Annotated in this window: 21 protein-coding genes and 3 pseudogenes; 12 read left to right on the forward strand and 12 right to left on the reverse strand. The window is 60.7% G+C overall.

The window, feature by feature from the left end; translation table 11 throughout:
- The first annotated feature begins 172 nt into the window (after nt 1-172).
- Together BLW71_RS39200 and BLW71_RS39205 are read left to right on the forward strand one after the other, a co-directional pair.
- Nucleotides 173-445, forward strand: coding sequence for a hypothetical protein (locus BLW71_RS39200; RefSeq protein WP_091810016.1), 273 nt, complete (start codon nt 173-175; stop codon nt 443-445).
- A gap of 225 nt (nt 446-670) precedes the next feature.
- Entirely contained in the window at nt 671-949 is a 279-nt protein-coding gene (locus BLW71_RS39205; protein WP_091810019.1) for a DUF3717 domain-containing protein, read from the forward strand.
- Here the strand turns inward: BLW71_RS39205 and BLW71_RS39210 are convergent.
- Complete coding sequence (locus BLW71_RS39210) at nt 935-1,405, reverse strand: DNA methyltransferase (protein WP_091810021.1); 471 nt, start codon at nt 1,403-1,405, stop codon at nt 935-937. The two genes, BLW71_RS39205 and BLW71_RS39210, sit on opposite strands and share 15 nt — an antisense overlap.
- 412 nt (nt 1,406-1,817) lie before the next feature.
- Between BLW71_RS39210 and BLW71_RS39215 the strand changes: the two genes are divergently transcribed.
- From BLW71_RS39215 to BLW71_RS39230, 4 genes are all read left to right on the forward strand, one after another.
- Complete coding sequence (locus BLW71_RS39215; RefSeq protein ID WP_091810024.1) at nt 1,818-2,111, forward strand: type II toxin-antitoxin system TacA family antitoxin; 294 nt, start codon at nt 1,818-1,820, stop codon at nt 2,109-2,111.
- On the forward strand, nt 2,112-2,642 hold the full coding sequence (locus tag BLW71_RS39220) for a GNAT family N-acetyltransferase (protein WP_091810027.1): 531 nt from the start codon (nt 2,112-2,114) through the stop codon (nt 2,640-2,642).
- A 5-nt stretch (nt 2,643-2,647) separates the two neighbouring features.
- Nucleotides 2,648-4,597, forward strand: a complete 1,950-nt coding sequence (locus BLW71_RS39225; protein ID WP_091810030.1) for a site-specific integrase — start codon at nt 2,648-2,650, stop codon at nt 4,595-4,597.
- 273 nt (nt 4,598-4,870) lie between these two features.
- Complete coding sequence (locus BLW71_RS39230; RefSeq protein ID WP_286162277.1) at nt 4,871-5,110, forward strand: hypothetical protein; 240 nt, start codon at nt 4,871-4,873, stop codon at nt 5,108-5,110.
- Between the two features lie 441 nt (nt 5,111-5,551).
- Here the strand turns inward: BLW71_RS39230 and BLW71_RS41930 are convergent, their stop codons facing one another.
- Complete coding sequence (locus tag BLW71_RS41930; RefSeq protein WP_177205238.1) at nt 5,552-5,752, reverse strand: hypothetical protein; 201 nt, start codon at nt 5,750-5,752, stop codon at nt 5,552-5,554.
- A gap of 513 nt (nt 5,753-6,265) precedes the next feature.
- Between BLW71_RS41930 and BLW71_RS39240 the strand changes: the two genes are divergently transcribed.
- Nucleotides 6,266-7,315: a helix-turn-helix domain-containing protein gene (locus BLW71_RS39240; protein ID WP_091810036.1), complete on the forward strand. Its 1,050-nt coding sequence runs from the start codon at nt 6,266-6,268 to the stop codon at nt 7,313-7,315.
- A gap of 614 nt (nt 7,316-7,929) precedes the next feature.
- Here BLW71_RS39240 and BLW71_RS39250 read toward each other — a convergent pair.
- The 3 genes from BLW71_RS39250 to BLW71_RS39260 form a co-directional block, all read right to left on the reverse strand.
- Nucleotides 7,930-8,490, reverse strand: coding sequence for a hypothetical protein (locus BLW71_RS39250; RefSeq protein WP_143048455.1), 561 nt, complete (start codon nt 8,488-8,490; stop codon nt 7,930-7,932).
- A 638-nt stretch (nt 8,491-9,128) separates the two neighbouring features.
- Entirely contained in the window at nt 9,129-11,102 is a 1,974-nt protein-coding gene (locus tag BLW71_RS39255) for a CHAT domain-containing protein (protein ID WP_091810043.1), read from the reverse strand.
- Nucleotides 11,102-12,004 (reverse strand): hypothetical protein, encoded by a 903-nt coding sequence (locus BLW71_RS39260; protein ID WP_091810045.1) that lies wholly within the window; start codon nt 12,002-12,004, stop codon nt 11,102-11,104. The genes BLW71_RS39255 and BLW71_RS39260 overlap by 1 nt, the downstream gene beginning before the upstream one ends.
- 93 nt (nt 12,005-12,097) lie before the next feature.
- Between BLW71_RS39260 and BLW71_RS39265 the strand changes: the two genes are divergently transcribed.
- Nucleotides 12,098-12,915 (forward strand): IS5 family transposase gene (locus BLW71_RS39265; RefSeq protein WP_286162278.1). Its coding sequence is split into 2 segments (ribosomal slippage): nt 12,098-12,446 and nt 12,446-12,915, totalling 819 coding nucleotides; the frame shifts between segments, so codons are not numbered across the junction.
- 569 nt (nt 12,916-13,484) lie between these two features.
- Here BLW71_RS39265 and BLW71_RS39270 read toward each other — a convergent pair.
- On the reverse strand, nt 13,485-14,006 hold the full coding sequence (locus BLW71_RS39270; protein ID WP_143048456.1) for a hypothetical protein: 522 nt from the start codon (nt 14,004-14,006) through the stop codon (nt 13,485-13,487).
- Between the two features lie 497 nt (nt 14,007-14,503).
- Between BLW71_RS39270 and BLW71_RS41935 the strand changes: the two genes are divergently transcribed.
- Nucleotides 14,504-16,393 carry a hypothetical protein gene (locus tag BLW71_RS41935; RefSeq protein ID WP_177205239.1) on the forward strand — a complete coding sequence of 630 codons (1,890 nt, stop codon included), beginning with the start codon at nt 14,504-14,506 and terminating at the stop codon, nt 16,391-16,393.
- On the forward strand, nt 16,368-17,411 hold the full coding sequence (locus BLW71_RS39275; RefSeq protein WP_177205240.1) for a CHAT domain-containing protein: 1,044 nt from the start codon (nt 16,368-16,370) through the stop codon (nt 17,409-17,411). The genes BLW71_RS41935 and BLW71_RS39275 overlap by 26 nt, the downstream gene beginning before the upstream one ends.
- Nucleotides 17,412-17,867: 456 nt before the next feature.
- On the opposite strand, the pseudogene BLW71_RS39280 reads toward BLW71_RS39275, so the two are convergent.
- A pseudogene (locus BLW71_RS39280) lies at nt 17,868-19,327 on the reverse strand (UvrD-helicase domain-containing protein).
- A 569-nt stretch (nt 19,328-19,896) separates the two neighbouring features.
- Between BLW71_RS39280 and BLW71_RS39285 the strand changes: the two are divergent.
- On the forward strand, nt 19,897-20,802 hold the full coding sequence (locus tag BLW71_RS39285; protein WP_091810052.1) for a hypothetical protein: 906 nt from the start codon (nt 19,897-19,899) through the stop codon (nt 20,800-20,802).
- A gap of 400 nt (nt 20,803-21,202) precedes the next feature.
- On the opposite strand, the pseudogene BLW71_RS41940 reads toward BLW71_RS39285, so the two are convergent.
- Nucleotides 21,203-21,511, reverse strand: a pseudogene (locus BLW71_RS41940) (hypothetical protein).
- A gap of 210 nt (nt 21,512-21,721) precedes the next feature.
- On the opposite strand from BLW71_RS41940, the gene BLW71_RS39295 reads away from it, so the two are divergent.
- Nucleotides 21,722-22,027 (forward strand): HigA family addiction module antitoxin, encoded by a 306-nt coding sequence (locus BLW71_RS39295; protein ID WP_091810055.1) that lies wholly within the window; start codon nt 21,722-21,724, stop codon nt 22,025-22,027.
- 417 nt (nt 22,028-22,444) lie between these two features.
- Here BLW71_RS39295 and BLW71_RS39300 read toward each other — a convergent pair whose 3' ends face one another.
- The 4 genes and pseudogenes from BLW71_RS39300 to BLW71_RS39310 all read right to left on the reverse strand — a co-directional run bounded on the left by BLW71_RS39300 (nt 22,445) and on the right by BLW71_RS39310 (nt 25,320).
- Nucleotides 22,445-22,972: a hypothetical protein gene (locus tag BLW71_RS39300; RefSeq protein WP_177205241.1), complete on the reverse strand. Its 528-nt coding sequence runs from the start codon at nt 22,970-22,972 to the stop codon at nt 22,445-22,447.
- 59 nt (nt 22,973-23,031) lie between these two features.
- A pseudogene (locus BLW71_RS42670) lies at nt 23,032-24,006 on the reverse strand (CHAD domain-containing protein).
- A gap of 53 nt (nt 24,007-24,059) precedes the next feature.
- A complete protein-coding gene (locus BLW71_RS42675) occupies nt 24,060-24,524 on the reverse strand; it encodes a CYTH domain-containing protein (protein ID WP_353615915.1) in 465 nt (154 codons plus the stop codon).
- 475 nt (nt 24,525-24,999) lie between these two features.
- Nucleotides 25,000-25,320 (reverse strand): hypothetical protein, encoded by a 321-nt coding sequence (locus BLW71_RS39310; RefSeq protein ID WP_091810060.1) that lies wholly within the window; start codon nt 25,318-25,320, stop codon nt 25,000-25,002.
- Nucleotides 25,321-25,340 lie beyond the last annotated feature (20 nt).

Consider the following 25,340-nt stretch of genomic DNA (forward strand, 5'->3'; position numbering starts at 1 on the left):
CCCATAGGGCGCGCCGTTTACCGCAAACGACCGTTTCCGCACTACCCAGGATCGGACAGAACTGTGTGCGGTTTGCAACAGGCGATGCCCACTCTTGAAGACACTCTGTCCCAGACTTTGGTAGCCTTTGCCGTAGCAGAGGATGGGCATCCAACGACGGGAGGAATTTGCCATGCTGAAATGGCTCGCAAACTGGGCTGTGCACAATGCGCTCACGCCTGAGAAACAGGCTGAAAGAGCGTTGCGACAATTGCGTCTGGAGCTTTTCCAGGCGGAACAGCGGATCCTCGATGCGCAGATGCACGCGGATTACTACCGGGCACGTTTGGCTTTCTGTGAGCAGGTCATCAAGGACGGTATCGAGCAGGTCGCCGACCAGCGCAAAGGTCACCTTGAGTCCACACAGGTGTCGCGGCCGGGACTCAAGCTCACAGCAGCTCAATAGCGGGCCGGTCGGAGATATTTGAGTCGCACACCCCGCGCAGGCCGTGGAAGCGGCCGCTCGTTGGCGGCCGTGTTGCCGGGGACGCCGCGGGCGCCGTCAAGTTCCCGGCCAGTGATCTCGACGCGCTGTTTGAACCGATTCCGGAGGTCTTGCTAGCCGCAGCGGCCCGTCCGCGCGCCAGGACCGGTACACAGGCCGGTGATGTCCAGCGCTTCTCGAAATTCCATGACCCCAGCCGATTTTCCGATCTCAGCGAAAGCCGGCCACCGGCTCACCATCGCCCACGTCGAGGCCGCGCTCTCGCGCTGGCGTGAGCGCAAACCGGTCACGCTTCACACGACGCTCTCACCGGCCGAAGCCCTCGCCAGACTGCTTGCGCGAATGACGGCCCGCCGCGAAACCACCATCCGGTGGATCGACCTCATTTTTGTGGAACGTCACGCGCTCGGTATCCTCTATCCGTATCCGGTCGGCAGCGCCTGGCCGGGGTTACCGCCTGACTGAAGACGGCGCAGGAAACGCTCCGCCTCCGGCGGATCTTCGAGCAGTCCGGCCCGCTGGTCGGGCAGAAAGATCAGGCACGCCCAAGGGCTCGAAGACCCGGCCCAAATCCTCTTTCTGGCTAGCGGTTTGCAACGCGCGGCCCGGATACGGCGGATTGCCGACGACGTATATTTCCGTTTCCGCCGACGGTGGACAGACGGCGAGCCAATCACGACGCAAGGCGTTACCGTGAACGATGTTACCGCTGTCGCGCAAGGGGAGCGCGGGCGGCGCCGTGCCGAACTGCTGCTTGAACTGCTCGTTCATTTGATATTCGGCGATCCACAGCGAGAGCTTTGCCGTTTTCGCAGCGAAGTCGGCCAGTTCGATTCCGTAGAACTGGCTCAGATGCACGCTCGACATCGCAATCGCGTCTTTGCCGAGCTCGGAAAGCCGCGCGAAAACCCGGCTCTCCATTTTCTGTCATCGGCGTTCTGAAAGTCGTTTAGATCTGCCGGTCTGAAACTCGTCTTCTTCGTTGGTTTTCTTCGAGGTTATCTATCTATCTAAGACGTAGCTCTTCTTCGTTTTTTTGCGTTTTCTTCCCTTGTTTGTCGTGTTATTCGGAGTTGGGCCACCAAGGTTGCCCGCGGTGGCCGTGCATGATCGGCGCAAGGGGGCAGATCATGAAGCGCCAAAGACAACGTAGGTGCCTGGGTTGTGGAGCGTTGTTGGGGTTTGAGGTGCAGTGGAACAGTTATGGATTCTTCCGATAACCGTTCCACTGAGCCTCAGACCCCTTGTTCCGGGCGGATCCGCGCAACGTAAAACACCAGCGGTCTTGATGCATACGGCAATTAGCCGTACCATTGCGACAGGAGGATCCCTCATGAAAACCCCGACCCCACCCACGGCCCGGCTCGAAGCGCGCGTGAGCACCGAGCTGCACGCGCTGCTGCGGCGCGCCGCTGAACTGCAGGGCCGCACGATGACCGACTTCGTGATCGCGGCCGTGCAGGACGCCGCGCAGCACGTGATCGAACAGGCCGACGTGATCCGCCTGTCGCAGGCCGACCAGCAGGCGTTTGCCGACGCGCTGCTCGCGCCCCCGGCGCCGGCGGCCGCCCTCACGCGCGCCTTTGCGCGCCGGCGGAAGCTCGTGCGCGTTGATGACCCGCATTAAATGGGCGAGGCGCCGTTTCACCTCGCCCCGCTCGATGCCAGCCATGAGCGCCAGCATTTCCACAGTGGCGCCGCGGCGCCCGATCACTATTTCCACCACCAGGTCACCCAGGACGTGCGCCGCCGCGTGACCGCCTGCTTCGTCGCGCTGGGCGAGTCCCGTATCGCCGGCTACTACACGCTCGCCTCGGCCAGCGTGTCGCTCGCCGCGCTACCCGCCGCGCTCGGCAGGAAGCTGCCACGCTACCCGTCGGTGCCGGCGGTGCGCATGGGGCGCCTCGCGGTCGACGCGGATTTCCGCGGACAGGGCCTCGGCGGGGCGCTGCTCGCCGATGCGCTCGCACGTGTGATGGCCGCCGACATCGCCGCCTGGGCGCTCGTGGTTGATGCCAAGGACGAGGCCGCCGCCGCGTTCTACCGCCATCACGGCCTGATCGCGCTTCCCGATTCGCCGCTGATGCTGTTCCTGCCGCTGGCCACCGCGCAGGCGGCCCACAGCGCGGGCCGTCCCGCAGCGCGCAAGGGACGCTGAACGCCATGGCCAACCAGCCGCAAACGCTGACCCTGCCGCCACCGCGTACCTACACGCGCACCGACTTCACCGCGCTGCGCGCGTTCGTGCAGCGGCTGCCCGCGGCGACCATCGCGCGGCTCTACTATGATCCCGAGCTGGCCCCGCATGCGGCGACCCCCGACGCGATGGAGCGGTACCTGCGCACGATGCGTGACGACCTCGTGCAGCTCGCGCTGCTGCACGGCTCGCCAGTACTCGCCGATCACCTGAAGGCGTCGATCCGGCAGCACGGCAGCGCGAAACTGACCGCCGTCACCTTGCGCATGGTCGGGCAGGCGTCGACGCTGGCCGCCGCCGTGCCGGCCGTGGCTCACCCGGTGCACCTGTGGTTCCGGCCGCTGGTCGCGCGGCGCCTCGCCGGGGAGGGGATCGCGACGCTGGGGGCGCTCATCGACTGGTGCAACGCGCGCGGCGGCAGCTGGTGGCGATCGGTGCCGCGCATCGGGCCGCTGCGCGCGGCCACGCTCGTCGCGTGGCTGCGCCGCCATGAAAAGACCCTCGGCGTGCGCGTCGCTGATGATGTCGATGCCGGACCCGGTCCGGGTGCGCTGGGGCCACCGGACGGGAAGGGCGGCACCGGTGACCTGGTGGTCATCGGCGGCAGTCCGCTCGCGCCGCGGCTGGCACCGTTCGAACGGCTCGCGGTGCCGGCCGCATTGTCGGGGGGAGAGGGGGGCGCGGGCGGCGCCGCGACGCAGGGGAGCGCGACCCGCGGCACCAACCGGGCGACCGCGTTTGCGTTCATCCGTGCGCCGCACGACCTCGCGGCGCTCCATGCGTACCTGCACCGCTATCGCGACCGGCCGGCCACGCTGCGGGCCTACACCCGCGAACTCGAACGGCTGATCCTGTGGGCGGTGATCGTGCGCGGCACCGCTGTCTCGTCGATGACGGTCGAGGACTGCGAAGCCTACAAGGATTTCCTCGCGGCGCCGTCGCCGGCGTTCACTGGTCCGAAGCGCTCGCGCGCGGGCGGACGCTGGCGGCCGTTTGCCCCCGGGGGCCTGGCGCCCGACAGTCAGGCCTATGCGGTGCGGGTGCTGCGCGCGGCGTTTGCGTGGCTCGTCGACGTCCGCTATCTGGCGGGCAATCCGTGGGCCGCGGTGCACGATCCGGTGACGGTGACCCGCGAAGTCGCGGTGCAGGTCGGGCGCGCGCTGCCGGCCGGGTTGTGGACGGAATTGCGGGCCGCGCTCGACGCCCGCTGTGCACGGCACGGGAACGCGGCGGAGGGGCCGGAGGCCGACGCCCGGCAGTGGCGCACCGCGCGCGCGGCGATCCTGCTGATGGGCGACTCCGGGCTGCGGCGCGACGAGGCGGCGCACGCCCGCCGTGAGGACCTGCGGCGGGTGGACCTGCCGCGTGTGGACCTGCCCCGGTCGCCGCAGGGTCCGGATGCGGCTGCGGTCTGGGCGCTGACGGTCACCGGCAAGCGCCGCAAACAGCGCACGGTGCCGGTCAGTGCGGCCACGGTGCGCGCGCTGCGCGAACACTGGGCCGATCGCGGGCGCGACTTCGATGCGACGCTCGACTCCGCGCCGCTGATCGTGCCGCTGGTGATTCCCGCGACTGGTCCGGCACTGAAGAAGCACGGCGGCGCCGTCGAGGCGCCGTACACGGCCGATGCCTTCGGGCATCTGGTCCGTCAGGCGATACGCCGTCTGACCGTTGAGTTTGGCGCGCGGGCGGACATCCCGAAAGAGGCGCTGGTCCAGCTCGCGAATACCTCGGCGCACGCGTTCCGGCACACCTTCGGCACGCGCGCGGTCGCCCGTGACATGCCGGTCGATGTGGTGCAGACGATTCTCGGCCACGCATCGCTGCAGACGACGTCGATCTATGTGCGCGCCGAGCAGCAGCGCATGCTCGAGGCGGCCGCGCAGTATTACGCGGCGGACGACGATCCGGGCTGATGCCGGCATCGCGGGCACCGCGTTGGTCCGCTTCCTGGTCGATGCCTGACCGCCGCTGAAAAGCCGCGGGCGTTGCTGTATCCCGCGATTTCTCCAGCCAGCGGGAACTTCAGATGACCGTGCACGCGATTACCGCATTCCGGCCGGACAAATCCTCATAGCGGTGGAACGTTCTGATCACATCGGAACATCCCGCGGTTTCCTCCCTTGGGGCTTGTAGGACGCCTGCCCGCCGGCTCCTGCACGAGTTCTCTTGCGCGCGGTTCGGGGCAGGTGTCCTACAACCCTGTTGAGCGGTGGTTCTGCGAAACAACCGATGCGAGAATCGATCCAGAAGTCACGGAAGCAATCGTTCGATTCATCGATCATCATGGTGCCAAATCGGTGGTGGCCTTCGATCGCATCATCGGGTGCCCGCATGAGGAAGGCATCGATTACCCGGAAGGCGAAAAATGCACGCGGTGTTCGTTCTGGGCCAACCGTGATCGGTGGAGCGGCGAGATCATCCAGTGAGACGTCAGGAGGCAAGCGCTTCCATCCTCGCGTTAAGGCGTTCCTTACTGGCCTCATTCCGACCGTAGTCATGCATTCATTGACGCAGGACACTTTCTGGACGAGAAGGTCGCGTATGGCCCTTAGCGGGGCGCGGCCAAGCCCGTGGCGTGGTTCCACGCCACCGTGATCACCTCCGCGACTGACTTCGATTCCGCGAGCGCGATGACTGCGAGGTGCTTCACGTGGAGGGAAGGGTTCACAGAGCCGGGCATCGACCAGAACGACACGAAGCCTGGTCATGCGCGCGGTGTAACGTACAGTGGTGAATCTCCTGCTGGGGAGGCACGTTGCTGGATCTTGCCGCGCGTGGTGAGTATCGCGGTTAATGCAAGGGGCAGAACCATGGGTTTTTCTTGCCGAAGGTTTCTGATCGCTCGTGACGATACCCTCTGGCGGCTGTCAGGCACCAGGTTCGACCGGATGCTGCGAGATCCGGCAAGTCACTGTCTGCCCGTTTTTGCGGGGCAACGAGCGCGAATGGCCAGCGTCGTGGTCGAACTTGTGGCCAGAAACCCAGTGCGCGTCGTTCGGAATACGTTTTCCATTCTTACGTTCGATGCCGAAGGCCGCATTGACCCGGGCAGATTCGAAAAGCAGCAATTTGCCCTCGTGGAGTTGGCCGTCGCACCTGTCTTTGCCCCATTCGCTGACGACAGCAACCAGACGGTCGTCGACGCAACCTCCCGATTCATTGCACAGGGAGGCCAATGGGTTCCGTCACGCGCTTTGGCGCGCGTCATAGAGCAGACTGCGTTGGGTCAACGACAGTGCCGACACCTGTAAGCGGTTGCTCGAAGGCTGCTCTACGGTATCCAGTTTTCGATTCTCGAGTGCCAGAGATGGGTCGACAACGGCCGACCGCATCCGGCAGTAGTCGGCCATGAACCGGCACCCGCCTGGAGGGATTGAACGACCGAAGAGCTTTCGGCTCAAGACATTCAAAGTCCCGGCATGATGCGGTTGCGATGCCAGTGGGCATGATTCATTTCTTTCGTTAGACCTTCCAGGCGCATACCTGGTCGAGAAACCGTCAAGCCTTCCCGAAATTTGGTTTGGATCGTGTATAAATATCGGACCGTGATGCGGCACAAAAAGCGTTAATTTGCGACGACGATGGGCAAACTGATAGACGATCTCCCTCTTCCAGACCGAAGGGCTCTTGCCGTCAAGCTTCTGCTGAAAGGTGTGGGGATTAGCGAAGTATCAAGGGTGGCTCAACTGAGCCTTCCCACCGTGAGCAAATATAAGAACCTGGTTGAGAGGGGCGGGCCGGAGGCCCTGGCTCACCTTCGCATCCACGGGGGCGTCCCGCGACTGGACAATGCTTCGGAAAGCTGGCTCGTTAGCGCTATCAAACACTCACCAGGCCTTTACGGCTATCCGGGGCCGACCTGGACCATCAGCCAGCTACGGGAAGTAATCTTCCAGCGCCTCGGCATCCAGTTTTCATCTTCACATGTCGGTTACCTCGTTCGCAGTTATGGCCTCGCATACCGACTCGGCTATTCGCCGTCAAGTAAGGCACCTCCCAATACTGCTCAGAAATCGCAGGGTGGCGTATATGCTGCTCGCCGAGCAGTCGCTGCGAGGATGCTGCTAGATGGAAACAGTGTCGAGATCGTGGCTAGAACGCTCGCCATCGGCGTGCCCACAGTTCGAAAATATAGGTCCATGGTAAGTGCCGGTGGAATTGACGCTGTCGAGAAGCTCAGGTCATCCGGGCGCAAAGCGACGCTTTCCGCCGCAGACCTTGATTGGTTACGTGGAAAATTGGAGGCCAATCCTACGGCGCAAGGTTTCGAAACCGAACTATGGAGGAGCGGGGATGTTCAAAAGCTGATCAAGGAAAAGTTCGGCATCTACCACTCACACGGTCATGTGAGAAGGATCGTCGGAAAGCTTGGGCTGGAGCACAGGATGCGGCCGCCAAAGCAGCGCACGGAGAAAAAGCGGCTGACGATCGATGACGAAGTGCTGGCATGGGTTGCCGCTACGCTGAAGGAGCTGCCGCGAGCACACGGCATAGACGCTGATAACTGGACAAACGCGCGATTGCGCACCGTGATTCGTCAGCGGGTCGGCGTCGACTACACTCGCGGATACATCCTGAAAATTGCCATTCGTGCTGGGGTGGCAGACCTGCTTACAAGACGCCGTAGCTGATCCATTCATCCTGGTCCTAGCTGCCCCCGTCATGTGTGGCCGCTGCGGCAGCGTGAAGCCGCAGCAATGCACCGCGAACAGCGTTCAGCTCGTTTCGAACACCGATGGCAGATACCGCGTCAATCACGTCGAAGCATGCGGCCATGGCACGGGAACAATTGCTAGCGGTCTGCTATACGGCAAGCTCCAGCCGGTCAAACTGGTCGTCAGGCGGTAGACGTGGGTCGCGTGCCGCCGATCGCCGACAGGCAGGGACCGGCCATCTCCCGCCGTTCGCAAGCGCGCACAGACAGACACTCAAACGTCGGCTTCTCCCAGACATCTGACATTCGCGCGCCGGCCGTGTACGTTGCGTCGTCGGACATTCTGCTCATTGGGTCGATCGCTTGCCGCGGGCCGCTATGGGTTGCTGTGCCGTCGTTGGACCACTAGTAATCTCTAAAGACAGCATTTTACCTGCAGCAGGACCGCACACTAAAAGCCTCGTTACGCTGCATGGGGATGGCGTCGTGCCACTTACCAGGTCACTGCTTCTGCCAGTATCCTGCCGCAGGAGTTCCTTCGACGAATTCCGCCCCGGTTCAGGTGTCGCCGAACGCTCGTCGCTGGTTCGTTCATTCGGATCGAACTAGGCGGCGACTGTCTAAATCTTTTATCGCGGGAAATACCGCTTTGTCCCACGAATAATAACCGGGCCAGTGCCAGACCACGTGCTTTCCAACAACAACTTCGAACATCGGGGTCCGGGATTTAAGATGGCCACGCCGCAAGTTGCGTTGATAAAGCCATTGGAGCTCGTCCGGGTAGTCATCGGCCACCTCAGTGGCGGCTATCGCCGAACGTTCTACGATGACTAGACGATCGCCTGGATGGTTCTGGGCCCACGATTCGAAGTCGTGCTTCCCGCCAAGGAAGCCCTTCCACCGGGCGCACCACTCACAGTCTTTCGCCGAATGCATGATGAGCAAGAGGGGTTCGTCCTTGTAAATTTCGGTTTGTCGTACTGCTTCGGCCCAGTCCTTGTTTGTCTCAGTGGTTATGGCGCTCGCGCCATCGGCTTTACCGGTGCCGTCGTCCGCCCAGCCAGCAGACGGTAAGGCCAGCAGCAGGAGCGCTGTCGAGAGAACACGGAAGATATGTGGCGCGGAGCAACAAGCTTTCATGGCATCGCTCATCAGTTTCCTCCCGGTGACGGCTTGGCGCCACGCCTCGCGGATACATCGCAGCGCGGTCGCAACGGAGCCCGCAGAGGACACGCGGAGGCGCTGTGTAACGAGGCTAGACAATATCGCCGGGAGCGCGGCCGTCATCTAGTGCTGTATGTGCGCTAACGAACATACGATGTGAGGGCTTGCAATGCTCACGTGACATACAGCGAGGTTCGCATTGATTTGCAAATTCAGGGTTGACTCGGTGGTGCCGGTGCGCTGCTTCTCTTCGCACTTCCGTTTTCGGCCATCAGACGCCATTCGCCTGCACAGGAGGTCGGACATTGGAGCGGCCGCGTCATCTGAAATTCCGCCTGATGGCAACGGTCCGGCGTTAAGAGCGATGGTGTGGACGCCGTGCGCAGAGCCTGCTCAAGAGGCACCAATCGGCCCTATATTCTGAAAGGGCCGCGCGACTGTTCAACCGTTGGCGAAAAGCTTCCCTTGGTATGGCCACGGCGGATCGTTCCTCGACCGCGAGGTGCATGTTCCGACTTCCGCCTGAGTCGAACACGTTTTATTGTCCCGTTTTATCTGTCGAACCATCGGATTTGAAGACGCAGGCCGCAGCCTGAAGTTTGCCACTAAGGAAGCATTGTCGAAGATCAGCGGGCCGCGTCACCGGCAAGAACGTATGCACCCCAGAAATACGGGTGACGGTAGAGTTCTCCATCCTTGCCGCTGGCCATGTCGCGTTCGGTACGCGCTAGTGCCTCCGCTTTTGACAGCGAGGGATTACTGGCATAGGTGCGGAATACACCGGTTGTCACGTCTGTCGCCGACCGAGATTCGACAGCCCACTGGGTGAGGAGAATCGAGCGAGCCCCCGCTGAAAAAAAGGCGCGGGATAGTTCCGACATTGCATCTCCCGCATTACCGGTGACAAGTCCCGTGTTGCAGGCGGACAGTACCACCCAGTCGGCATTTAACCGCAGGGTTACGATGTCGTCCGCGGTGAGAACCGAATCTGGCAGCCCGTTTCCCTCATAGGCCAACGCGAGCCCCGCCTTGTGCCAGCCCGGCACTTCGCCCGCGACAATGCCGTGTGTAGCGAACAGAACAACCCGATCGTTCAACAGATCCCGCTTCATGACTTCGCTACGCGAGGCGCTGGTTCCCCACAGCACGCTGTGCCCGGAGGCATTGAGCGTCTTCGCGATTGAGGTCGCCTCGTCGAGCGTCTCAGGTAGCGGTGCGACGCGATGGTAGTCGAACGAAGCTGTACCCGCATCAACCGGAAAGGCTCGCGCGGGAGTCTTATCAACTGGGGGGGCGGCAATCCTGGCTGAGTCGCGGCCGTCGAAGCTCGGATCTGCGAATGCGATCAGCGCCTCGCCAGCGTGCGCTGCTGGATGACTACGGGCGAGCATGAGAGCTGCGGAATTCGGAATACGTACCGGCATTGTGCTGGCGATCCACCAGTGTGTACTCGCAAGATCCGTTGCGGGTGCCGTCACGAGCACATCGAACGGCAGGCTGGAGAGAATGCCGCTCGTGGCGATGTACACGGTGGCCGCCCCTTCGAGGTCGGGCTGGATCGAAGAGATCAACAAGCGATAGAGATCCGATGCCACTGTTGTGTCGAACCCGGCCAGATCACCCGCCTTACGTGGCGGAACGCCCGCATCAAACACGTTGCGAAGCGTCAAGATCTGCTTTTTCAGGTCTGCACGCGTTACGTTGAGTCGTGTCGCATGCAGCGAGCCTTTGGCGTTAATGACAAATGCGTAGGTCGCACCGCGCCCGACGTAGAAGTCGACATAAACCTCATCGGCATGCAGCGCCGCGCCCACCTGGTCCGGCGTTGGAACAGCGGACGATACAAGCCGCCGGTACTCGGGAAACTGCTTGTTGATGCGGTCGTGTAGTGTGGCCAGATCCTTGGCCGAGGCATTCATAGCTTCCTCGGCATCTTTGACACTAGCGATCGCATTCCCCTTATCTACGGTATTTTCTGCGTCGACTTTGGCAAGGCGTGTGCTCAGCCCCGAGAGCCCCATCCGTTCGGCATCCTGGGCACGACGTGTCATCTGCTCCTGCTCAACCAGGCTGCGCAGCTCCGGTGTGACCGCCGCCAATCGCGCTGCACCATCGCTCATTGCGCCCTGGGTCGCATTCATGTGAAACAATTCGGCAATACGGAAGGCGAGCGCCTGACCCTCTGCGCCGTCGTCCATGAGGCGGCTCAGACACATTGCAACCGCACCGTCCTCGACAAAAGCCCCCGCGCTACCGGAAGCGTCCCAATCGTCGTTTTGGCCAAGCATGGGCATCACGTATCGGGAGATCTCACTTTCGCTGACCTTTCTGTCGGGATCCTCAAGGCGATAGAGCATCAACATTGCAGACTGATACTTGACGAATGGACTCTGCGCACCCTGATGCATTAGGTTGTACCCCAGCACGCGTGAAATGCTCGACTCGGCTCCCGACCAGTTCCCCTGCGTCGCGAGTATCACAGACAGCCGCTCGTCCGAGCTCGGTGTTTTGGCCACGACAGGATTGATCGAAGCCGCGTATTGGAACGCCTCGGCATCGGCTTTGTAATCGGCAAGGCGATTCGTCGCAAGCGCAATCATCAACCGTGTGCGGAGCGCTTGCGCATAGGGGTAGGAATAGGGGAGCGCGCCGGCATCCCGATACCCTTTGATGGCTTTGTCAATCCAGAAGAGTGCGCCATCATAGAGATGAGATAGTCGTCGTTGGACATGAGCGCGATCGAGACTGCAACCTGGACGAGCGCGCGTTGCAAGGGGCCAGGTTTGAGTCGCGGATCGTGGTCGATGTCCCAAAGCAGTCCGTTCGCGTAGTTCAGCGCCTCGGTGCGCCGGTTATTCTGCGTTAGCAAGTCAACGAGATGCACACTTTCGTCGAGCAGTTGATTGGCGGCTTCCTCGTGACGATGTTCACTGAGCGACGGGTTGTCGAGGTTCTTTCTGGCAAGATCGGACGCCTCGCGCACCAGGCGTAACGCCGTGTCATGTTGATTCAACGCACGGCGCGCAAGCTCCGCCTCGGCAGAGAGATATTCGTAGGCCGGTTCTTCCGACAGCGTTTCAAGTTCGGCAGCGGGCGTCTGGTCGGCCAGTTTCTTCGCCTGATTCGCCAGCCTCTGGCTTCGCACGAAGTCGTTTTCCAACGCATACACAAGGGCGAGTCCCGAGGCTGTCAGCGAGCGTTGGCCAGGCGGGATTAGCCTGTCATTAACGATGTCTTCCATCACCCGCCTCGCGTCCGCAGGGTCATCCGCGTCAAAATAATCCTGGACGAGGACAATCAGCAGCGAAAGTCGTATATCGCCGTCTAAATTCTCATCCAGCAGTTTACGAATGGCCTTCTCTTCATCGGCAACGGAGGGTTGTCCCGACGTCTTGTAGATTTTTGCAACGGACGCGTTCAGGCCTTGTGGTTCACCCGCTAGCGCAATTCGGAGTAACCCGCAAGACGATCCGAGGAGAGCTGCCGACAGGATGCACAGCATAGGCCTTAGAGATGGAATCAAAAAGACCCGTGGGGGCTGTTAACCTTTTCGGCAAGCTGTTAACCTTGGCCACCTGAACAACTGGAACCAAGGATGGGCGCGCCGATTGTTGATGACGGACTGTGGACACTGATCGAGCCATTGCTGCCTTCGCCCAAACCCCGGCGCAAGAAGTATCCAGGCCGGTTGCCCGTTGCGAACCGAGCTGCACTGAACGGCATCCTGTTCGTGCTCAAGACCGGTATCCGCTGGCGCGACCTGTCGACCAAATTGGGATTTGGATCGGGTTCAACCTGCTGGCGACGGTTGCGCGACTGGCAGAAGGTCGGCGTGTGGAAGCGATTGCACGAGCTACTGCTGGCGAAGTTACGCGAGGCAGGCGAACTCGATTTCTCACGAGCAGCCGTCGACTCTTCAACTGTGCGAGCTGTTGGGGCGGGCGAAAAACTGGTCCGAACCCCACGGATCGTGCGCGACCAGGTTCCAAGCACCACATCCTCGTAGACGCCAATGGCGTTCCTGTCAGCGCGATCCTCACTGGCGCGAATCGCAACGACGTCACCCAGCTGCTGCCGCTGCTTGACGCCATTCCACCGATTCGTGGCGTACGTGGCCGACCGCTTCAGAAGCCCAAGGTCGTCTACGCAGACCGTGGCTATGACTCCGAGGCACATCGCCAGAAACTTCGCGAGCGCGGCATCAAGCCGGTGATCGCCAAGCGTCGGACAGAGCACGGCAGTGGTCTGGGCAAATTCCGCTGGGTTGTCGAACGTACTCATGCGTGGCTTCACAACTTCCGTCGTCTTCGAATTCGCTTCGAACGTCGGGCCGACATTCACGAAGCACTTCTCAAATTCGGTTGCTCCCTCGTCTGCTGGAATATATTCAGACGGACGGAGCAGCCTTTTTGAATCCGTCTCTTAGACACCACCACACGGCATGCGATGTATTTTCGGATCGGATGATCATCCTTGCCTCCGCTTCACACGTCGTTGCAGACCTCGGTTGTGTAGGTGCTCATGCATGGCGCGTGTCCACGGTATTATCGGTCAGTACCGTGCGAGTGCAATCGCCAAGCAGCGCTGCCTCCACGCAATTCATACCAAGACTGTCCGCTGCCCAGGAGTACCAGGCACAAAGACGGAAATATGGCATCAGCCATCCAAGGACGAACAATAGCTTGTGACAGAAAAATAACCCTGTCTGCTATGGGCCAGCTTCTGCAGTTCGTCATCGTTTATTACACTTTGAGCGGGGGGCCGTTACACGCAGCCGACGCTCGCGACGGGATTGGACGTGCCAATTATCTGGCCTCGCGTTAATAACATGAGTTGTTAATGAAGCGTGACAGAAAATAGTCGCATTCACCGCCCGAAGATGGCAAAAGGCAATTGATTCGCCTTATCGATTGCGAATCAGGCAGGGCGCTGCGAGGTTGTCCCGCCAGATTTCTGTCAGCGCGAAGACCGCGCTGTCGCCATTACCGTTCCGGAATAAAAAAAGCACTCGACGGCATTTCAGACAGCACTGCGGTAGTGCAGGCGTTCAGAAGTCGTGAATTAGCGATCTTGTCCGGACTGGAAATATCGATGTGGCGTTGTCGTTCCAGCGCACGCAAAAAGTCAGCCTTTAACTCCTCGTCGTAGACCCCGCGCTGTTCGACTTTGCGGCGTATCGTTTCGAGGTCGTACTCGAGGGCTTGATAAGAAACGATCGTCATTTCATACGTTTTGAGCGTCTTTCTAAACTGAATCGCCGGCCGGATGGCAGCAATGAAGGCGGAAACCGTTCCGAGGCCTTGCCATACGTGCTTGCCCATGTCAGTTTTGAAAAACCACAGGCCGGCGACCGCCGATGTCGGGGCCGCAATGACGAGCGCCAAGTCCATCGCTTTATCCAGAAGTTCCAGACGGCGCAGCCGTTCACTGTAATATCGGACATTGAGCCGAGCGGTACGAAGCTTGTCATACACCGCCCAGACTGGATGGTTCTCGCGTCCCATGGTTCCCCCGTACACGTGCGGAGCAAAATAATGATAGTCAAGAAACACAGCAGAGGCATTCTTGTCTTGCTACCTGCGCTATTTTGCTTGTCGACTCTCACCAAGGCCGAGGTGCCCGAAACAAATACCTCGGTATCAGGAAAGGCGGCGACCCAAAAAGCACGAAGGCCGATTCCGTCAAGCGCCGCGTATGCACAACCGGCATCCGCGGCAAGCGGCGCCGCTTCGAACCCTGACCAGGGGGATGCGCCACCCGCCACACGCAGCCTGTTTCCGAATGGCCCTCAACCCAGCGTCGACCCGACGCAACCCTGGCCGCGATCCGGCGCTGCTGACGAATCCAAGTAGCGTGGCTCCCGTCAGAATGAATCTCCGGCAGTCCGGGGCGCTTTACGCCTTGCATCCCTACTTTACTGCTGCTTCAATACAAGCTCTACTAGAGCGGCCGACCATCGTCTTATATGGCGAAGCCGAACCAGTCCTATGGAGACAGGGACATGGAGATACGCTGCCGTCGGCTGATCCTTCTGATTTCGTTGATCCCGCTCACGCTGGCAGATCTGTCGTGCGCGTCGGACGACTCGTCCCGGACCTCCCAATCCGGCAATTCCCTCGCGTCGTCGGCGCCCACGTCGTCGGGTGCACAGGGTCCCCAACAACAGACGCTACGGGACCGCGAACAGGCGGTGCGACATCAATTGACCGACACGACTGATGACGACGCGCGTTATGCGTTGCTCGACGGTCTGGCGTCGGACTATTTTCGTGCGGGAATGGTGGCAGACTCGATGCGGATCCGCGAGCAGATCGTCGAGGACTCGCGTATTCCGGCTGGTCGACGCTCGCTCACCGCTTCATCGCTAGCCGGAGGGTACGCGCAGGGCTTCGACCACGCGCGTAGCGAGCGCCTACTTGGGCGCGCGCAGACGCTGGCGCGCGACACAACTCCGGCAGAACTCGAGACATTGCCGCGCGAGCCATCCTATGCTTACTTCTCGGCTGAATCGGAAATCGACCGTCGGTACCTTAACCGGCATGACCTCGCGCTGCTAAAGCGCCGGGAAAGCGCGGAACTCGCCTGGCGTAACATCAACGATCCGGCACTCAGTGTCAGACGACACCAGGCAGCAGTTAACGAACTCCTCGACAACTTTCCCGAACTGATCCGCGAGATGGTCCAGAACAATCGCCGGACGGAGGCGCTTAGCTATGCGAACGAGATTCGATGGGATATCGACAATCGTCCCGACATGAAGGCGAATGTCACGCAGCGTGCGGAGGTTGAGATCGGCCGGTCGATGGCGCTTGCATCGAACGACGACTACGATGGCGCGATGTCGGCCGTCGATGCAGCGATGACAGGCTACCGGAAGGCAAACCTCGCCCCGTATTCGGGGTACGTCGCGAACGCATTACGTTTACGTCTGATGTATGCACTTGCAACAGGGCGCATCGGCGACTATCAGGCGGACGCAGACGCCTACGAGTCCGCAGCAAGCATCAATCCGGTAGTGGCCCACACAATAAGCAATGACGAACGCGAGTCTTTGGTACTCGCTGCGCACGGAAACTGGCAGGAGGCTGACAGGCGGATCAGGGCAACGATGGCCAGGAATCTGGTCAGCCAGGGGCCCGAAAGCCCTTTCTACAAGTACCAGGCGGCAATGCAGATGCTGTACCGGCTGGAAGATCCTGCCGGCAACGTTGGCGAGGCGGAGATCGCCGCCTATGTCAAACCCCTCGTTGGCACGCAGGACGACTGGAACGACTCGAGTACGCGGGGCGCCTACGGCGAAGACGGGGCTCTGGCCCAATCGCTGAGCCGCGCGATGAGCGAAGGTGAGCAGGGGCAGGTCCTCGCGTTTCAGATCGCCGAGCTGTTCCATATGAACGCAACCCAGGGCGCGATGGCCGATGGCGCGGCGCGCCTCGCGGCGTCGACGCCAGCGTTGCGCGCGCTGATCGAGCAGGAGCAGTCGCTGCGCCACGAGCAGAACACCGCACACCTCGCCTTGGCACGCTCGACCAACTGGCTCGAAGCGGAGCAAACGCAAGGCGGCTCGCAAGGGCGGCAGAATGTTGCCAGTGCCAATGTCGAGCATGAAGAGAATGCCATCAAGGCCGTTGACGGAAAGCTGGCCAGACTGCGTCAGCAGATCGCCGCGCAATTTCCCCTCTATCGTCAACTGGTGTCGCCAGAAATCCCGACACCCGACGCCCTCGGCAAGGCACTTCACGAAGGCGAGGTCTATGTGGACTTCTACGCGGGGCACGATGCGAGCTACGCGTTCGTGGTACGTCCGGGCGCATCCCCTCCGCGCGGTCCGCCTGAGCGTGACACGTGCCGAGCTCGCGAGACAGGTGAAGGCATTGCGAGCCGGTTTTGATGCAGGGGTGCCACCGCAGCACGCGGGCGATCTGGCAGGCTTCGATCTGGGCGCGGCGGCGAGCCTGTACCAGGCGCTGATCTTCCCGGTGCAGGACGATATTCACGCTGCGACGACGGTGTACATCGGGACGAGCGGAGTCCTCGCGAGCGTCCCATTCGACGTGCTGACTACGCGTCCCGCGTCAAGTCTTGCAGACGCCAACTGGTGGATCGATACAGCAACTCCAGTGCGCGTACCGAGCGCCTCTGCACTCGCACTCGCACGGAGTCATCCCGCCACGCACGCCAAGGAACCGCTGATTGCGTTCGCCGACCCGAGCTTCGACGGTCGCGATTCGCAAGCCGTGGGCACGCCAACCGCCAGCGTTGCCGCGCGCGCTTTTCCCGTCGACACGGGTGCTCGGGCGTTCGACTACCATCGCGTGATGCCGTTACCCGAAACGATGGCCGAAGCGCACTCCATCGCCACGACGCTTGGTGCCTCTGATGAAAATGTGCTCCGGGGTACGCGAGCCTCGCGTAGTGAAGCGATGAAGACAGATATGTCGAATGAGCGCGTCGTGCTGTTCGCGACACACGGCATCGTAGCGGGCGAAGTACCGGGATGGCGCAAGGCGGGTCTTGCGATGGCCTACGAGGGGAGCGGGCTGTCCGATTCTATTCTCACTGCGGACGATATCGTGACGTTGCGGCTGAACGCCGACTGGGTCGTTCTGTCCGCCTGCAATACGGGATTCGTTACCGGCACCGCTGGTGATGCAATCTCGGAATTGTCCAGGGCGTTTTTCGCGGCAGGCGCGCGTTCGATGCTCGTCACTCAGTGGGCAGTTGAATCGCGCTCAGCGACCGAGGTCACAACCGGCGTGTTCCGAACTTATGCCGACGATCCGTCGCTGTCAAAGGCCGATGCACTCGCGCGCGCAGAGCGCGCTATGGCCGCCGGCAAAGATGGGGCGCTTTATCGTCATCCGTATTTTTGGGGCGCGTATGTTCTGAGCGGTGATGCTGCTCGCTGATCTCATACTTCAAGGTACTTCGCCGTAGACGCTAGTGGCAATCCCTTTTGCTATCGAGCTTGCAGGTGTGAACCGGCATGACTCGATGGCGTTCGAGCACATGCTTGGCTCGCTCTGATAGTTTCGGGACCTGCATTTTCGCTTTTGACACTGGCTTGACATTCAAATCGCGTCGCTACTCTTGCCGCTGTCATGATCTACCACGCTTTGTTGACGGGTTGTGTCTGTGGCTCGCACGTGACCAGTATGCGACAATCGGAAAGCAGTTGCTAAGACACAGTTGGCGAACAAATTCGAAGAAAGCAACAAGTCCGGAGGAAGTTGAAGTACCCGACACGGCACAAATGCCACGGGGCTTTCGGCTGAGCGTCCGTTGCGTCCTGAAAGCGGTCGTCGTGCCTTGCAAAGTTCTTTGTCCGCTGTGGGTCGACCGGAGACGCACGATGCGCAGCGGTTTCACCGAGGGGAGCCCTGCAGCCGGATCAATTCTTCGCGAAGCGCGGAGACATCGAGCACGTGTTGGGCGCGGTGATGGCCACGTACAGAAGGCGCAATTCGTCGTCGTCCAGAACGAGTCGACCGTTTTCCATCTTGAAGAGGAAATCGTTTGTGACCTTTACACGTTTCCATTGAAGGCCTTTCGCCCGGTGGACGGTCGAGATCACGTAGTCCGCTTCGGCATCTGCTGTGATTCGCTGGGCGAGCGAGCGCAGGTAGTCGGTCCCGAGTTCATCCACGATTCGTACGACCGGTAGAAGATCGACGCCGGCGGCGCTGCGCGCAAAGGATTGTGCCTCCTTCCAGTTTTCGAACAGCGAAAATGCCGCTGGCCGGAATGCGCGACGTCCGGCGATTAGCGCGTCAGCGCCGTCGGCGTACGCCACAATCTCAGCGGGACTCATGCGGATTGAGGGGCGATGGCCTGCCTCGATTCCGGCCGCGAGGTGCCAGATCGCGGAGACGTTCTTTCGGCACAAGATGGCATCGACAGGCGGTGCAATGGCCGGGTCGTCAGAGATGATGGAGCCGATGCCGGGTTGCCCGCGCAATGGCGTGCGTTCGCCCAGCAGCTGGAGCAGCCTGCTGGCCAGCGTAGCGAACAGCGCGCCGAAACGGAACGACTCGGTCAGTGCAAGCTCCGGGGCGTCGATTTGCGACATCGCGTTGAGTGCACCGCGCCACTCGTAAATCTGCTGATAGGGGTCGCCCACATAGATGATCTGCGCGTGAGTTTGACGCGCCAGTATTTGCAGCATGACGCCGTCGCTATCCTGCGCCTCGTCAAACAGTATGAAGTCCGAGTCAATGCGCGGATCCATCTGTGACCAGACCTTCAGGTATACGTCCGGCATGATCGCGCTGCGCCGGTTTCGTTCAGTGCTCTCCCTCCACATGCGAGAAACGGAGGGGAGCAGTCCGTCGCGGAGCCACTCTGCGGCGCCGGTGTCGATTTTCTCGTCGACGGGAATGTGAGCCGGCTCGGGTACCGGACTCGCGGAACGACAGAAGCGTCCAAGTCCGTCGGCGACCATACGCCCCAGGTCGAAGGGGGTCAACTCGAGAGCCTTGCCAGTGACAGATGGCACCTCCACGGAGCTCAGCCCGTACCGCGCCGCAAGCTCATGCGGTGGCTCGGCGGGCAGGCTCACCCGCGAGGTCAAGGCGGGCGGTGTGGAGGCATACGCGAGCGAGTGGACAGTCCGCGCAACGACGTTATCCGGAAAGCCCCGCCGCGCATGCTCAGCGATTTCCCTGTTGAACGCGAGGTAGGTACCGCGCTGTGGAGCAAGTTGATGCGCGACCAGACGGAGCGTCGATGTTTTTCCCGCGTAAGCCTTAATCTTGAGGTTGTCGCCGCTGCTGGCCGCATCTACGATGGCCTGTTGCTCTGGCGTGGGTCTGAACTGGGCAGGCATAGACTCGATTCGGGCCGAAAGACCATCAGTTTGCCCCGGTGCCCAGGAAATCGGTCGCCGGAAAGAAAAAGCCTGCTGGCGTTGGTTGGCCGTGCGGCTCAGTGCGGCCACAATCAGCCATTTGGGAAAGCGGGAGACCTGCCATCGGATTGGCAGCTTTACATCCGGAACCCGACAGACGAGCTACTGAACGCAGTTCGGCCATTGCGAACATCAAACGACCGGGAGACCAACGGCTGTTATCAAACGGTGAGTTGTCGAAGGATATGAAGCCCTCGAACTTTGCACACACCAATCAACTGGCCTTGACATAACGACGGCTGATGCATACAAACACTTAAAACGGGCGGCGATGCGAATCAGACTCCATTGCCAAGTTTACGAAGGAAATACACGACGTACATTTGGCAACGAACAAATCGGTAACGCGTACCACAACTCTGCACTTATCACCCTTGGGATCGAAAAAAAAAGGAAAACTGGCATTTTCGTTAGCCAACCAGAAATTCCGCAGCGTTGTTTGAAGATAGGAGGACACCATCGACCTCGATGCCTTTGCAAGGAACCTTATGGACTTCCTTCCGATTGCCGCAACTGCGCTTTCGATTGCCCCTGTTGTGCTCGGAATTGTCGCAATCTTACTTGGCGCCGGCCTTGGTTTCAGGTCGCTTATCCTATATGTGATCAGCGAACTTCTGTGGCGCAAGGAGATTACTCCATCGACGCGGCCAGTTAGAGAGCCGAGACTGAGCCCGGATAAGGTTTACGAAATTCACCGCGCCTACATAGAGCACGAAGATAATCTCGTTAACCAAAGAACGACCTTGATGGTAACAATTCAAGGACTCTTGCTAGCCGCCTTTGGTTTTGGTCTTCAAAAATTCTACGAAAAGGTGGATGCCAAACTTTCATGTGACTTTAGAGATCAGCTGTTGCATCCAATTGACACGATCCAAGAAGTACTGCCTAAACTATTCCCTCCCGAAAATTTTCAAGACTTGGTGGTGCTCGAATTCAACTGCTATCTGTTAATTATAGTTCTTGTCGGCTTAGCCACCAGCCTAATCGGTAGAATCTCCATTGGAGCCGCAAAGAAGGCTATCTTGGCACTAGAGGATCATTGGAATATTTATTATTATCAAAGCAAAGTACGACCGGAGCAAGAGATTAAATTTAGAATCTTTCCCGGCATTTCCGGAGGTGGAAAAATAAAAAATCGGAAGCGGGGCATAAGCTTTGTTAGTTGGATACCCGGCTTTTTCGTGTGGCTATGGATTCTTATGCTAACCGCCCGATTAGTTTTTATGATCGCCGAGGGGACGTGCATTAAGACGGGGGTACCGCTCCCGAATCCGATTTCACCGGAACATGAGAAAATCACGCACGAATGTTCGTCCATCTCGTCGGCGGTCCACTCGCGGCTCATCCGATGCAGTGACGCCTCATCGACGAGGCGCCGCAGTACGATCATATAAATGGACTTGAAACGGTCAAGCCAAGCGCTGGGCAACGGTTTCGCTTCCTGCTGGATGAGCCAGTCTTTCGGTACTTCGGTCTGCATAGGGCTATGCGAATGACTATGTCACGACTTGAAACCTGGCATTGGATTCGCGATTCGGGTGGCCGAGCTGGGTGCAACGCTGCCGTTCAAGCTGCTCGCGGCTCTCACGTCGACAAAGCTGATCGTAGCCGCCGTTTGTCAATGGTCCCGCCCGCGGCAGCTATGGCCGAACCGCCGGTCCTGGAAAGCTGGCGTGGATGACCGGACCACTCAGTTAACCGACGTTGCCCCCCGGGCAGCGCGACCGGCGGTTGTGGGTCGACTAGTGCCATTCGAACCGCACAGGGCGCTCACGTCGTGAAGCCGGTGTGCGCTCAGTCGGTCCCCGCCTGGCATTCCGCCTGGTACCAGATAGCGACCTGACGCTGCGCCGCCTCAAGATCGGCCGGGTAGAAAGGATCCAAAGTCCATTCGGGGCGATAGCCCGCCTGTTCCAACGCTGCCAGTTCACTCATGTTGCGCTCACGTGTGGCAGGTGCCTTGTTTCTGAGCTCGGTCAGGACGTGGCATTGCGTGGCGCTAAGGTGCGTCTGCGTGCCAGTCTACATGCTGCCTGTGGCACAGCCAGCGAGCAGAAGCACCAGCGCCGGAAGCATCGGCCAGACCTTGTTTGCGTCCTTCATTTCGCGTCTCCTTCCAAATGAAGCAACGCGTGTTGCGCATGGCGTCTTCCCGGCCGCAGTCCTTCGGTTTCGCCGCTCGCCGGGACGCATCGCGGCAATGCCACACTTGACCGGCTGCGTCACCACGGCGACTTTAAGGTCGGCAGCATGGTCAAAAATAAGTGTCAATTGTCACTTGTCATTGGGGGCGAGAACCGATATTGTGTGCTGATGACCCATCCTGACTTTTCTCATCCGGGCGAGCTGGTGCGCCAGCAATGTCTGGAGCGCTTCGAGCTGAGCGTCACCGAGGGGGCGCGCGTGCTCGGCGTGAGCCGCCAGGCGCTGACGAACCTGATCACCGGCAAGGGCGGCATTTCGCCTGAAATGGCGTTACGGCTCGATCTGGCATTCGGTGGCGGGGCGGAAACCTGGTTGCAGCGGCAACTGCTACATGACCTCGCGCAGGCGCGTAAGCGGCTCGCACAGCTGCATGTGATGCCAATCGCATCGGAACGGCAGCCGGCGCTCTTCTAGGCCCGTTCGTCAAAGGACAGGGGAAGGGCGTCTTTCTTTCGTTATAAGAATAAGGAGTACGACATGACATTACCACCGGGACTGACTGATGATCGCGTGGACGGGCTGTTTGACGCGGGCCGGAAGCCTGAAGATGTCGTGATGTTGTGATGCCGTGCGAGCAGTGCGGGGCAATGCCCGCCGTGACGGTGAATCTGACGGGGGAGGAAAAGCGGTTGTGTGCCGCGTGCAATCGCGACTAATTACGCCCGATAACTGGGAAATCTGGGCCAGCTCAAGCCGGTCGACCTGAGAGTGACGAAGGAACGCGAAAACCGGTCAATATCGGGATACTGACCGGTTTGTTGCTGCTCCCAGCTGCCATCGATGTCACCGTGGCGGCGCTTCCTCTTCGACCCTGCTGTCGGGGGACTATTTTTAGTTACGGGCACGGTCGATGTAACGGTTAAATGCGGCCTCGTCGTCGTAAAGGGACCTGGCCAGCGTGTCGTCAGCCCAGTCAGTCAGGCGCTCGATCACCGCACGCCGGGACAGGCCAAAATGCGCGACCAGCCGCTCCAGCGCGAAAATCCGGGTGCCATTCATCGTCAGGCGCAGGCGCCGCTCGCCAGAAGCGGTATCTTCCGGACGCGGAAGTCGTCCGAGGACCGCCGCCACGTCCGCAGGAGCCTGGTTTGACGGCGTCCCCCGCGATATCGCCTCAAGCTCGCGCCGCGGCCGCGCCGGTTCGCCACGCAGCTGCTCGCACTCCCGCACCAGGGCGTCAGGGGCTTCAGCAGGCAAGGGGATATTTTTCGTTACGGTAACGGATTTTGTGCGGGTTCCATGGCGGGTCCGCCACGCGGCCTGGCGCTCGGCGTTCGACAGCGCATCCGGCTTCCGTGGCCGGCCACGGACACGTTTCTCCGTTGTGCCGGTGACCTTGTCGTTGGCCGGTGCAGGCATGATCAAATCGTAGTGTTGCCCTTGGGGGCGAGCATCAAACCGGTGGAGCGCGCGCCCCTTCAGCATTGCGGCGGCGTCAGCCGGCTGAACCTCTTCCAAAGCGATTTCAGGGAATCGCGATCCTGTGCAGCACGGGATGCGAAGTATCCTCGCGCAAAGGCCGCGCCCGATGCGGTCTCAGGTTTCGACGCCGTCAAGGATTTCAGCAATCCATCTGCGACGACGATGTCGTTTCGCCAGCCCAGGTCGTCCTGAAGCTCGCTCAGCGCGCTGATGTAGTGCTTCACGGCGCGCCGCGAAAACAGCGACGAAAAGAACTCAGTCGCGTACCGCACCTTCTTCGCGGCGATGCGGGCGCGATGTCGCCTTTCATTATCCAGTTCGACCAAACCACGGCCGCGTTTGAGGAGTTTCTTGTGTCGGCGCATCAGCGTCTCGCTTGCGAACCTGGCAACGGGCTATTCAAACGTTTCCCGGTCCTTGCTGGTCTGGCCATCACGCCACCCCATCGATTCGATCCAGAGGGTGAACCTGATCATCAGCCTGGCATAGCGGACAGAGTCAACCGCGACGACCGCTGCCTTGCGATTCTGGGCAGCGATGCTGCTGGCTGCCTGCCGGACAGCCGCCGCATCCACATCATCCGCGATCGAGCCAAACGCCTGCTCCAGCGTGTTCCCGGCCAGAACCTCCCAGTCACGTGCCTCGCCAAGCTTGCCAGCGATCCATCGTAGTTCGCGGTCGAAATCGGCCGGCGCAGGGATGACAGGCGCAAAGAGATCGAGGGCGGACCGCAACCGGCGATGCCCGACGCGCATCTGATGCAGGCTGGACGGGTCATGTCCGGAGATGACGCCTCGCTCGTTTCCATGGATCCGGGCCAGACAGTTTCTGGCGACGGCCTGAAAGGCCGCCTCGACCGGGTCGCGCTTGCGCAACCTGAGCGGCTCCGCGCGCACCGGCTCGCTGTGCTCCTGTACGAGCAGGTTATAACCGCGGTCTGCCTTGCTGAGATGGTCGATACGAAGCGGCACGACCTCCAGCAATTCAAGCGCAAGCGCATAGAGCTGTTCCGGTGCCCCGCTCTTCAATTCAATTTCACGCCATGGATCGCTGCTGAAGGATCGGCTCCAGCCTCCACCACACCGTCATCCAGAGCGAGTTCGATGGCCGTTCCGTCCGGCAACCGGATTACTGCTGCGGAACGGTTGACGCGTGTCACGAAGAGCGGCTGCAGGCGTTCTGCGAGACCGTCATCGGCAAGGAGCTCTGTGGCGCCGTCGGAATCTTTGGGAATGAGCTGTCGCAGCGAAGCCAGGTCTGGCGTGTCGCCGTGTACCGGGCCGTCGAACTGGTCCCGCCCGTACAGCCCGGCAGCCGCCGCCCCGTCGAGCATGAGCGTCTGCAGTCGCCGCTCGCCTATCGCGCGAACGCGCAGGGAAGCGCCGTTTTTCCGGAAGTACAGAGCCGGCGTATCGAAGTAGGTGCTGACCAGTTCGTCGGAGTGCGGCGGGTCAGCCAGCAGGCGGCTGATGACGGGCGAATGCAGGATCTGGTCGGCCTTGCCGGCCGTGACCTGGCAGTTTCAGCTCTTTTCCATGATCCCTTCTGGATTGCTGGCCATGACACGAACGTAGCGTTTCCCGTTCTTCGCCTTCCACGATCATGCACGCGCCTGGTGTGCCCGCCGGGTGTGCAAATTGCTATTTCATTGTGCAATGCACCAATCCACTGATCAGTCTGGAGCCTGCGTTGAAGTCACAATCTATATCAGCCGCGGTACGAATGGAGAGTCGTGTGGTGCTCGCCAACTTCAGGGTCGCAACAGGGCGGCTCCGTGTAACGGAAGGATCGACAATTGTCGACGACATTTACCCGCCGGATTCATGGCTGGCACTGGCCTCATTGAACTAGGCCAGCCTGTGGGGCACCCGACCCACGCCGGGCGACCTCCTGGTCTTTCTTGAGCGGTATGTCGCAGCGCACCCCCGGTTTCGGCCGGAGCAGGGATCGTAAGACAGGCGCCGTCAGGTTGACGCGCGGCTGGCGTCCAGATCGCGAAGGGCGGCAGCCGCGGCGACGAACTCTGTCGCCTGACTCTTTTTAATGCTTGTCTGCAGCCGTTCCATGGCCGATTGGTACGTTGACGACTGCTCATCCGTCGACCATGCGACGCATTCGGCCTCCTCGAGGATCCGTTTGACCAGCTTGCGGGCGAATCGCGGATCAAGGCTGTTCCGCAGAACCATCTCATGCAGGTTGCCAGCGAGTTCGGTTAGCGCTTCCATGGTGGTTTTGCTTGCTGCGAGGCGATTGGCCTCCGTTGCCTTACTGGATGATTTGGGCATGAGGTTGGCCTTCCTGAAAG

Origin of the sequence: Burkholderia sp. WP9, assembly GCF_900104795.1 — a bacterium.
Lineage (GTDB): Bacteria > Pseudomonadota > Gammaproteobacteria > Burkholderiales > Burkholderiaceae > Paraburkholderia.